This window comes from Pseudomonas sp. R1-1, assembly GCF_051132135.1.
GTDB lineage: Bacteria > Pseudomonadota > Gammaproteobacteria > Pseudomonadales > Pseudomonadaceae > Aquipseudomonas.
Window position 1 is genome coordinate 757,019 of record NZ_CP071663.1, and the last position, 10,754, is coordinate 767,772.

Sequence of the window (10,754 nt, forward strand, 5' to 3'; positions counted from 1 at the left end):
GAGGTTTTTCCATGCACGATCCCCACAGCGAACGCATGAGTGGCAGCGAGACCCGCGCGGCGAGCGGTCTGGCCCTGGTGTTCGCCTTCCGTATGCTGGGCATGTTCATGGTGTTGCCGGTACTGGCGACCTATGGCATGGATCTGGCCGGCGCGACCCCGGCCCTGATCGGCCTGGCGATCGGCGCTTACGGCCTGACCCAGGCGATTTTCCAGATTCCGTTCGGGATCATTTCCGACCGCATCGGCCGCCGTCCGGTGATTTATCTGGGACTGATCGTTTTCGCCCTCGGCAGTGTCCTGGCCTCGCAGGCCGATTCGATCTGGGGCGTGATTGCCGGGCGGATCCTGCAAGGTGCCGGGGCGATTTCCGCAGCGGTGATGGCGCTGCTGTCCGACCTGACCCGCGAACAACACCGCACCAAAGCCATGGCTATGATCGGCATGACCATCGGCCTGTCGTTCGCCGTGGCCATGGTGGTCGGGCCGTTGCTGACCCGTGCGTTCGGGCTGTCGGGGTTGTTCCTTGCCACTGGCGGCATGGCGCTGGTCGGCATTCTGATCATCATGTTCATGGTGCCGCGTTCCACCGGGCCGCTGCAGCATCGTGAATCCGGGGTGGCGCGCCAGGCATTGCTGCCGACGCTCAAGCATCCGGACCTGCTGCGCCTCGACCTGGGTATCTTTGTGTTACATGCCATGTTGATGTCGAGCTTCGTCGCCTTGCCACTGGCTTTGGTGGAAAAAGCCGGCCTTCCCAAGGAGCAGCACTGGTGGGTGTATCTCACCGCGCTGGTGATTTCCTTCTTTGCCATGATCCCTTTCATCATCTATGGCGAGAAGCGACGCAAAATGAAACGAGTTTTGCTCGGTGCGGTGATGACACTGATGCTGACTGAACTATTCTTCTGGCAGTTCGGCGACAGCCTGCGCGCTCTGGTGATCGGCACGGTGGTGTTCTTCACCGCGTTCAATCTGCTGGAGGCTTCGTTGCCATCGCTGATCAGCAAGGTTTCACCGGCAGGCGGCAAAGGCACGGCCATGGGCGTGTACTCCACCAGCCAGTTCCTCGGTTCGGCACTCGGCGGGATACTTGGCGGCTGGTTGTTCCAGCATGGCGGTCTGTCGGTTGTGTTCCTTGGATGTGCCGGGCTGGCTGCACTTTGGCTGGCCTTTGCTGTTACCATGCGCGAACCTCCCTACGTGACGAGCCTGCGCTTGCCGTTGTCGCCCGAAGCGATCCGCGAAGCGGGTCTGGTCGAGCGTCTCAAGGCCCTCGTAGGGGTAACGGATGCAGTGATAGTCGCTGACGAGGCGGCTGTTTACATCAAACTGGACAAAGAATTAGTGGATCGCGACACCCTCGAACGCCTGGTGAACAACCCGGCCGGGGCTGCGTGCTAAGCCTAGGAGAACGTTATGGCCCGTGGGGTTAACAAAGTCATATTGGTCGGCACTTGCGGCCAGGATCCCGAAGTTCGCTACCTGCCGAACGGTAACGCCGTGACCAACCTGAGTCTGGCCACCAGCGAACAATGGACCGACAAGCAAACCGGTCAGAAGGTCGAGAAGACCGAGTGGCACCGCGTTTCGATGTTCGGCAAGGTTGCCGAAATCGCCGGCGAATACCTGCGCAAGGGTTCGCAGGTGTACATCGAAGGCAAGCTGCAGACCCGTGAATGGGAAAAAGACGGTATCAAGCGTTACACCACTGAGATCGTGGTCGATATGCAAGGCACCATGCAACTGCTCGGCGGCCGTCCACAACAGGGCGACCAGCAAGGCGGCGGCAACAACTACCAGCAGCAGGCGCCACGCCAGCAGGCTCCGCGCCCGCAGCAGTCGGCACCGCAGCAGCGTTCGGCGCCGCCAGCGCCACAGCAGGCCGCACCGCAACCGGCTCCGGATTTCGACAGCTTCGATGACGATATTCCGTTCTGATTTGCCGCTGCATCCGCTGTAAATGAAAAGGCCCGTCGCATTGCGCGACGGGCCTTTTTTGTACCTGTGGGAGCGAGCCTGCTCGCGAAAGCGGCCTGTCAGTCACCCTTTGCATTGACTGGCCTGGCGCTTTCGCGAGCAGGCTCGCTCCCACATGGGGTTTGGTGTTTTTAGTCGAGAATCAGGTGAGGCAGGAAACGGCTCGAATCCTTGGTGATCAGGCTGTTGTCCTCACGCACGCCGATCCCCGCCGCCTCATCACCAATCACCCACGAGCCGATCAGCGTGTAGCTGTCGCCAAACTTCGGCAACGGCGCAAACTCCTGCAGGATAAATGGCGCATCGGTGTAAGGCCCGTCCTCTTTGACGATCATCCCTTCAGCGGTTTGCAGCTCGATGTTCGCACCTTCGCGGGAGAAGTACGGCTTGCGCACCCAGCCTTTCGGCACTGCACATTGCGGATTCGGATCGAGATGCGCTGCCAGCAGATTCGGGTGGCCCTTGTGCATTTCCCATAACAAGGGCAACACGCCTTTGTTGGACAGAATCGCTTTCCACGCCGGTTCGAAGAATTGCGTATCGCATTCGGCAATCGCTGCGCCGAACGGTTCGTGGAAGATGAATTCCCAGGCATGCAGCTTGAACAGGTGTGGGATCCAGCGATCCTCGAGGTCGACAAAGCGACCCTCGGCCGTCAGGCCGATGTCTTCTATATCGATGTGGCGCGACTCGATGCCGACCTTTTCCGCGATCAGCCGCAGGTAATCGGTGGTGCCCTTGTCTTCGACCGAATCTTTCATCGAGGCGAAATAGAACGGACGCTTGAGTTGCAGCTCGGCGAAGGCCTGGTGCAGTTTGGTGTCGATGCTGTTGAACTGGTCGGCATGGCGCGGCAGCATGCCACGCTCGATACACTCTTCCAGCCAGCCCCACTGAAACGCTGCGGCTTCGTAGAGGCTGGTCGGCGTGTCGTAGTTGAGTTCGAGCAGTTTCGCCGGGCCGTTGCCGCTGTAGGAAAAGTCCATACGCCCGTACAGATGCGGGTGACCTTCCAGCCAGGATGTGCGGATCATGTCGTAGTACGACGGCGGAATGCTCAGGCGGTCCAGCAGTTCTTCGCTGTGCACAACGCGGTCGACCAGGTCCATGCACATCTCGTGCAGTTCGGTGGTCGGGTCCTCGAGATCGTTTTCGATCTGCGCCAGGGTGAACTGGTAATACGCGCTTTCGTCCCAGTACGGCTCGTCGTCGATGGTATGGAACATAAAGCCGAGGCTCTCGGCGGTGCGCTTCCAGTCGGGCCGCTCGGCGCAGGCAATTTTCTTCATGGTCAGCTGCTCGAGCGCCCGGAACTGCTGCTCCAGCCACCCCAGCCGCTGCGGGCACTGGACTGGCTGCCGAAGCCGCCCCGGGACGTTGAGGAAGCCACGTTGACCGGTTTGCTCTTGCTGCTTTCGTAGTCCGCTTGGCTGCGCGCGGTCGTTTCGGCGCGGCGGTACTGCGTCGAGGTGTTGTAGGTCTGGCGGGTTTCGCGATCGCGATATACCGTACGGTCGGCGTTGTTGCTCATGGCATTGCCGATCAGCCAACCGGTCAGCCAGCCATTACCGCCGCCACCACCGCCACCGGAATAGTGCGAGGTGGCTTGCGCATTCTGTGCGGTGCTGTCACCGGCAGGCATTTGCGCATTGGCGATGGCATCGAGGTTCTGTGCGGCTTCACCGTTCTGCGGGACCTTGAAGCCGCCCAGTTTCGGCACGAAGCGGCCATCGGAATTTTTCTGACACCAGTCAGCGGCGAAATCCGCATCGCACTTGGCCTTGTTGTCGTACGCCGGCGCGATGCGTCGGTGTTCGGTCAATGCCGCGACGTAGGCGTTGGAACAGACATCGGCGGCCACTTCGGCATCGACGCATTGCTCGACGCTGGTGAAGTTGCGCGGTTGATCGGCGGCGCTCGCCTGGCCGGAAATGGCCATGGCCACCGAGGCGGCGAGGGACAACTGAACGTATTTGCTGCGTTTCATCGAAGGCTTCCTGCCGATCAGTTGGACGGGGTCATGCAGGCGGCATTGAGCATGCCGACGCTGATCGCCACCGCAGCCACATAAATGCCGGCAGCCACTTCGCCATTGGCGATGCGCTGAGAGGTGCCTTTGAGCACTAGCCCTGTCGCGACGAACGCCAGCAATTGCACGACGGCGGCAATGACCGCCCAGAGTATGAAGTCGAGCACGTTGACCGAATAAGCGATCACGTTACTGGCCGGAATGGCGAAACCGATGATTGCGCCGGACAGCGCGATCGCAGCGGCGGTATTGCCGGCGCGGATCAGCTCGAATTCCTTGTGCGCGGTGATGCGCGTATAGACAAATTGAAACAGCATGAACAGCAGCACGGCGCCAATCAGGTAGACGACGAAACCGACCAGCGCGGTCTTGTTCAGGGAAACGGCCAGCACTTCCAGCATGAAAAACTTCCTTTTTTAAATGGCGCTCAGATCAGTCGTGTACAGCGAGATGCCCAGCGAAGTGCTCAGGCTGACGGTGCCTTCTTCGTCCTGTTCGACGGAGAACAGCAGCAGTTCGCGGCGATCGGTCAGGCCGGTGTCGCGCGCGTAAAGCATTGAATGGTGGTTGATGGTGTAGCTCTCGTCCGGATTGACCACGTGTTCGGTCATCGGTACCAGCTCGGTCTGGCCCTGTTCGGTGCCCCATTCGCGGATATAGGCGATGCCTTCGTGGGTGTAGTTCGGCAAACCGATCTGGCTGTTCGGGCCGGCCAGACGCTGCAGTTCGGCGTCACTGTTGACGGTCACGTAACTGAGGTAATTGAACAGCGTGACGGATTCGACCTGGTCTTCACCGGTGACGTGGATCTGCACCCAGAAATCTTCGTCGTTCATGTAATAGCGGTGCAGTTTGTTGGACTGGCCGAGGTCGACCCAGCCTGCGCTCCAGACTGCCTGATCGAAGGGCACCCGCACCGAAGTCGAGCCATCGAGCAGCAAGGCCAGGGTCGTGTCGAAACGCACGCCTTTGCCCTGCGCCATCCCGAGCGGGCCGCTGGCGCCGGTGCTCGTTGGCGCAGCGGCCTGCCAATTGCTGGTGCCGAGCAAGTCTTTAAACCATCCCATGGGTACGTTCCTTGAAGCGGGTGGAGGTGTTCGTTGGCGAAAAAGTGGCGCTAGTGTACCGGGCGCAGCGGCGAACGAGCAGAGGGCATTTCACGCCGAAAATCCTGTAGGAGTGAGCCTGCTCGCGATGGCGGCGGTTCAGACAACATTGATGTTGAATGTACCGGCCTCATCGCGAGCAGGCTCACACCTACAAGGGTTTTGCGCAGGTCTTATTGAGCGGACTTCTGCTTCAGGCGCTCAAGAATCGCATTGGCGCTGCCTTCGTTCGGCGTGATGCCGGCGTCGCGCAGTTTGCGTTCCAGGTCGTTGCCGGTCGAAGCGTCGGCCAGTTCGTCGGCAGCGCTCAGTTCAGCGGCGCGTTGCTGCTGCTTGGCTTGCAGGCGGTTCAGGGTGCCGACGGCGGTTTCCAGTTTGCCGTTGGCGCCACCGCTGGCGATGGAAGCACTGACCTGCGCTTTCTGTACGCTGTCACGGGCCTTGGCCATGTCCACTTGCTGGCGCAGGCTCTTGATCCGCGACTCGGCCTTGCTGATGTCCTTGCGCATGTTGTCGGCGTAGGCGCCGAATTCATCGCTGAGTTTTTTCTCGGCATTCAGGTCGTTGGTCAGGGTCGAGATCGCTTCGGCGACTTCCAGCGCCAGGTCTTCGCGACCGGCATTCAGCGCTGAGACAGCCTTGGCTTCGAGGTCCTTGATCTTGGCGTCGTACTCGCTGACGCGGTCGGCGGCCAGTTTGTGCTTGGCCATGATGGTGACCAGTTCGCGACGGGCATTGGAAAGCGCGCTGTCGGCGTCGCGGATTTCCTGATCGAGGATGCGCAGGGCCTGCTGGTCGGCGATGGCTTCGCCGACTTCATTGGCGCCGCCGCGCAGTGCGGTGAACAACTTGCTCCAGATGGACTGAGTCATTGGATATTCCCTGTTGATTACTTGAAGAAGTGTTCGAAGGCTTCGCTGGCGCGCTGCACGTTATCGACCAGGGTTTTCACCTCGGTGACGATGTTGGTCAGGCTCGAGTCGGCGCTGAGGGCGCCAAACATGTTGTAAACGGTCTGCCCGTTGGGCATCGACTCGATGCCGATCGACGACAGCGGGAACATCTCCCGGCTGCGCAGCACGGCGTCGTTGAAAGCCTGGACGTTGCTGATCGAATCGACGTCCACCAGAACGGTGTCAACGATGATCTGCTGGCCGGCCAGGGCGATGTGAATCGGCAGACCGCCGAATTCGTTCATTTCCAGCTTGATGCTCGGCTCGGAGCTCTGGATCAGCGACAGCGTGATTTCTTGCGAAGCCACCTCGTCCAGGGCCTTGAGGGCGTTGAAGAGGCTATCGATGGTCCAGTTGTTGCCTGCGCTCATGTAATTCTCCGACATGAATGAGCCAGCCAGAATCGGTTGGCGTAGCTGTTGCTCCATTTGCTTGAGCAAGCTTCGGTTTTCCGGAAGCACCCAAGTTTCGTGTTTCACATAACCGGCGGCCGCCAGACCCGCGCGCATCTGCTTCATGTAAAAGCTCGATGGTTTCTTTGCGGAGGTTTTGGCGCGCTCGCCTTTCGAGCTTGCTGCGGCGTGCGCCTTCGTGCGGCTTGTCATGGCTGAAATCCGGTTATGAATGTCTCACGCGTGGGCCACACTACAACCAATCCAAAGTGCCATCAATGACTCACGCGTGAGATTTTCATGACAGATGCAAAAGGCCCGCAACGCGGCAGGCCAGTGGGCATTGCAGTTGTTGCTAGGCGTTGCTGCGCAGGAATTCGTCAGTCGACACCACGCTGGCATAAGCGAAACCCAGCGCCGACATGAACGCGGCATGCGCCTGCGCAGCCGGGACGGTCAGGCCGTTGAACTCCAGATCACGGCTGGCGCAGGCGTCGTGAACGACCGTGACGCCGTAACCCATGTCTGCCGCTGCGCGAGTGATGCCATCGATGCACATGTGACTCATGCTGCCAACCACGACCAGGTCAGTAATGCCTTTTTCATCGAGGAGCGCTTTCAGCTCGGTTTCGCGAAACGAGTTAACGAAGTGCTTGAGCACCACCGGCTCGTCGGCGCGGTTGAGCACTTTCGGATGCAGCTTGGCGCCGTCCGAGCCGGGAGTGAAAAACGGCGCCTCAGCCGACGTGAATTCGTGGCGAATGTGCACCACCGAATCGCCCGCCTCGCGGAAAGCTCCGATCAGTCGGGCGGCATTGTCGGCAGCGGCGTCAGCACCGGCCAGCGGCCACTTGCCTTGAGGGAAGTAGTCATTCTGGATATCGACTACGATGAGCGCTTGCTTGGCCATGGGTGTGTCCTCGATGTGTTGGCTGGAAGTGACTTGAGTATTGGCGCTGATGAGCGATTCGAGGATTGGCCGCACCGACAATAGACAGGGGAAAACTGACAATGGGCGCAGAAAACGCCGCCATCGCTGAACTCGGTGTGCTGATTTATCCCGGCGCGCAGATGGCGGCCGTGCATGGGCTGACGGACCTGTTTGCAGTGGCCAACCGGATTGCTGCCGAGCAGCAGGCGGCGCAATTGCCAAGGCTGCGGGTCAGCCACTGGCAGGTCGAAGGCAATCTGCCGCCGACGCGGATCTACGCCAGTCTTGCAGGCGATGAATCCAGTTTGCAAGCCGTGCTGATTCCGCCGTCGATCAGTGGCTTTTCGGCGGCGCAAATGCCGACTCGGCTGATGCAATGGTTACGGGATCAGCACACAAGCGGGGCAACGCTGGGCGGGGTTTGTGTGGGGTCGCTGATGCTCGCCGAAAGCGGTTTGCTCGATGGCCGCAGCGCCACGGTGCACTGGACCGCGGCGCAGGGCTTCAGCGAACGCTACCCGAAGATCCAGCTCAAGGCCGACACGCCGATCGTCGACGATGGCGACCTGATCACCACGGCCGGGCTGATGGCCTGGTCGGAGTTGGGCCTGCGCCTGGTCAACCGCTTGCTCGGCCCCAGCATCGCCACTCGCACCGCGCATTTTCTGGTGATGGAGCACAGCGACAGCGCCAGCGCCTGCGGCAGCAACTTCGCGCCGATTCTCAGCCATGGCGACGCCGCCATTCTGAAGGTCCAGCACTGGCTGCAAAGCACCGGCGCGACGGATGTTTCGTTAGCCGCAATGGCCGAACGCGCGACGCTGGAGGAACGCACGTTTCTGCGCCGGTTTCGTGCCGCGACCGGGTTGAAACCGACCGAGTATTGCCAGCATTTGCGGGTGGGCAAGGCGCGGGAGATGTTGGAGTTCAGCAATGGCACGATCGATCACATTGCGTGGACGGTGGGCTATCAGGATCCCGGCGCGTTTCGCGCGATTTTCAAGAAGATTACCGGGCTGACGCCGAGTGATTACCGAGGGCGGTTTGGTCTGTCCCGTTAGTCAAACCAACGACTATCCAATGTAGGAGTGAGCCTGCTCGCGATAGCGGTGGGTCATTCAATGCGGTTGTGACTGATATACCGCTATCGCGAGCAGGCTCACTCCTACAGGTGCGGTGCGATATTCGAAATCGTGCAATTTGCCGGAATTTTCCGCGCTGTCGTGCAGTTTGAAACAGGCGCGGTGCCAGCATCTTTTTCCTAACTGAATGATTCGAATAGATTTTTCTGCTAGATGCCGTTGGCCTGATCTCTGCACCTCTCAACGGGAAACCATTGAACCAGCAAAAGGGGAACGCATGACCCCGACACCGCGCAACAAAATCGTCGTCGCTCACTCGGTGCGTCCCGACGCGCCGCAACACGAAGTCCAGACCAACAAAGCCCTGGCGCGCTGGCTGGCGCAGATTCTCGGCTGCAAATTCGGCGGCAGTTACGAGGCGCAAAAACACCGCGGCCGCGACCTGTATCTACTGCCCACGCAAACCATCGTCGGCGCCGCCCACGCCGAGGACCTGGGCATCAGCGGCCCGGACGATCTGTGGGGAGGCTTTGTCGAACATGACTTCATCTGCACCAAAGCCATCAGCCACGGTTTGCGCAGCCACCTGGCCCGCGCGCCGTCGGGCTGGTCGCCGCTGTTTTCCGAACGGGTGCGCAACGTCGTGCTCGATGGACTCAGCGTTTTTGCCCTGGAAGATGCACGGCCAGCCGCCGAACATCTGCTGTATGCCGGGCCGATCCGCATCAAGCCGATTCATGCGTGCGCCGGTCGCGGCCAGGAAGTCATCAAAAGCCTCGACGCCTTCGATGAAATCCTCGCCCGGCCCGACGCCGAAAAGCTGTTCGGCGAAGGCGTGGTGCTCGAGCAGGATTTGAGCAAAGTGGTGACCCACAGCGTTGGCCAGTCATTCATCGTCGGCAAAGTGCTGAGTTACTGCGGCGAGCAATATTTGACCAAGGATGGTCAGGGCGAAGAAGTCTACGGCGGTTCCAATCTGCTGGTGGTGCAGGGTGGTTACGAAGCTTTGCTGGCGCTGGGTCTGCCCGACGACGTGCGCCTGGCCATCGAACAGGCCCAAGTGTTCGACAGCGCTGCGGATGAAGCCTACCCGCGATTCTTCGCCTCGCGACGCAATTACGACATTGCCCAAGGCCTGGACAGCAGTGGCAATCCGCGCAGCGGCGTGCTCGAGCAATCTTGGCGTATGGGCGGGGCGAGCAGCGCTGAAGTCGCGGCGCTGCAGAGTTTCGTCAACGATCCGGGGATGCGCGCGATCCGCGTGTCTTCGGTGGAAACCTACATCGATCAGGCGCTGCCGGCAGACGCCATCGAGGTCTATCGGGGCCCCGCCGAGAACAGCGAATTTCTTCTCAAATATGTAACGGTCAAATCTTATGACGGCTAGAAGCGAAAGCATTCAAATCGACATTGACGACGAACAGATGAGCGGGACTTTCCTCAGCCCGAAATCGAAGGTGCCGGGCGTGCTGTTCGTGCACGGTTGGGGCGGCAGTCAGGAGCGTGATCTGGAACGCGCCAAGGGCATCGCCGGTCTGGGTTGCGTGTGCCTCACCTTCGATTTGCGCGGGCACACCGGCGGCACCGGTATCCCGCTGAGCCGCGTGACCCGCGAGGACAATCTGCGCGATTTGCTCGCCGCCTACGATCGCTTGCTGGCGCACCCGGCGCTCGATACTTCAGCGATCGCCGTGGTCGGCACCAGTTACGGCGGCTATCTGGCCTCGATCCTCACGTCGTTGCGCCCGGTGCGCTGGCTGGCGCTGCGGGTACCGGCGCTGTATCGCGATGAGCAGTGGCACACGCCCAAGCGCGATCTGGACAAGGCGGATCTGCGTGACTATCGCGGCACGCTGGTGCGCGCTGACAGCAACCGCGCTTTGCATGCCTGTTCGCAATTTTCCGGGGATGTTTTGCTGGTGCAGTCGGAAACCGATGACTTCGTCCCGCACGCAACGATCATGAGTTATCGCGCGGCGTGTCAGCAGACCCACTCACTGACGCACCGGATCATCGACGGTGCCGATCACGCGCTGAGCGATCCGGTGTCGCAGCAAGCCTATACCTCGATTCTGGTGGACTGGATTACCGAGATGGTGGTCGGGGAGCGGTTGAGCATTATTCAGTCCAGATGATTTATTGATTTTTCGGGCCCCATCGCTAGCAGGGCTAGCTCCCACAGGGAATGTGTTCCAGGACTGGGATCGCAGCTGCTGCCATGATTTGGATGCATTCCAACCTGTGGGAGCTAGCCCTGCTAGCGATGGCGCCGTCAGCCTCAC

The 10,754-nt window shown here is 60.5% G+C and carries 12 protein-coding genes; 5 read left to right on the top strand and 7 right to left on the bottom strand.

The genetic code is table 11. The annotated features are described in order from the left end of the window. The first annotated feature begins 11 nt into the window (after positions 1-11). A complete protein-coding gene (locus tag J3P75_RS03535; RefSeq protein ID WP_090286764.1) occupies positions 12-1,403 on the top strand; it encodes an MFS transporter in 1,392 nt (463 codons plus the stop codon). Positions 1,404-1,418: 15 nt separating this feature from the next. Continuing rightward, on the top strand, positions 1,419-1,940 hold the full coding sequence (locus J3P75_RS03540) for a single-stranded DNA-binding protein (protein WP_042610650.1): 522 nt from the start codon (positions 1,419-1,421) through the stop codon (positions 1,938-1,940). Between the two features lie 170 nt (positions 1,941-2,110). Here J3P75_RS03540 and J3P75_RS03545 read toward each other — a convergent pair whose 3' ends face one another. The 7 genes from J3P75_RS03545 to J3P75_RS03575 form a co-directional block, all read right to left on the bottom strand. Further along, positions 2,111-3,268: a glutathionylspermidine synthase family protein gene (locus J3P75_RS03545; protein WP_434709334.1), complete on the bottom strand. Its 1,158-nt coding sequence runs from the start codon at positions 3,266-3,268 to the stop codon at positions 2,111-2,113. 2 nt (positions 3,269-3,270) lie between these two features. Next, entirely contained in the window at positions 3,271-3,966 is a 696-nt protein-coding gene (locus J3P75_RS03550) for a DUF1190 domain-containing protein (protein WP_434709335.1), read from the bottom strand. A gap of 17 nt (positions 3,967-3,983) precedes the next feature. Next, the gene (locus J3P75_RS03555; protein ID WP_093097853.1) at positions 3,984-4,409 is read right to left on the bottom strand and encodes a DUF350 domain-containing protein; all 426 of its coding nucleotides are present in this window, start codon (positions 4,407-4,409) and stop codon (positions 3,984-3,986) included. Positions 4,410-4,424: 15 nt separating this feature from the next. Continuing rightward, positions 4,425-5,075, bottom strand: a complete 651-nt coding sequence (locus J3P75_RS03560; protein WP_434709336.1) for a DUF2491 family protein — start codon at positions 5,073-5,075, stop codon at positions 4,425-4,427. 212 nt (positions 5,076-5,287) lie between these two features. After that, positions 5,288-5,986: a PspA/IM30 family protein gene (locus J3P75_RS03565; protein WP_394598577.1), complete on the bottom strand. Its 699-nt coding sequence runs from the start codon at positions 5,984-5,986 to the stop codon at positions 5,288-5,290. A 17-nt stretch (positions 5,987-6,003) separates the two neighbouring features. Further along, the gene (locus tag J3P75_RS03570) at positions 6,004-6,585 is read right to left on the bottom strand and encodes a YjfI family protein (RefSeq protein ID WP_203419683.1); all 582 of its coding nucleotides are present in this window, start codon (positions 6,583-6,585) and stop codon (positions 6,004-6,006) included. 229 nt (positions 6,586-6,814) lie between these two features. After that, positions 6,815-7,369: a cysteine hydrolase family protein gene (locus J3P75_RS03575; protein WP_434709337.1), complete on the bottom strand. Its 555-nt coding sequence runs from the start codon at positions 7,367-7,369 to the stop codon at positions 6,815-6,817. Positions 7,370-7,470: 101 nt separating this feature from the next. Here J3P75_RS03575 and J3P75_RS03580 point away from each other — a divergent pair, with 101 nt between their 5' ends. From J3P75_RS03580 to J3P75_RS03590, 3 genes are all read left to right on the top strand, one after another. Continuing rightward, on the top strand, positions 7,471-8,451 hold the full coding sequence (locus J3P75_RS03580; protein WP_434709338.1) for a GlxA family transcriptional regulator: 981 nt from the start codon (positions 7,471-7,473) through the stop codon (positions 8,449-8,451). A gap of 298 nt (positions 8,452-8,749) precedes the next feature. Continuing rightward, a complete protein-coding gene (locus tag J3P75_RS03585; RefSeq protein ID WP_434709339.1) occupies positions 8,750-9,859 on the top strand; it encodes a DUF3182 family protein in 1,110 nt (369 codons plus the stop codon). After that, a complete protein-coding gene (locus J3P75_RS03590; protein WP_434709340.1) occupies positions 9,849-10,607 on the top strand; it encodes an alpha/beta hydrolase family protein in 759 nt (252 codons plus the stop codon). The genes J3P75_RS03585 and J3P75_RS03590 overlap by 11 nt, the downstream gene beginning before the upstream one ends. The last annotated feature ends 147 nt before the right edge of the window (positions 10,608-10,754 follow it).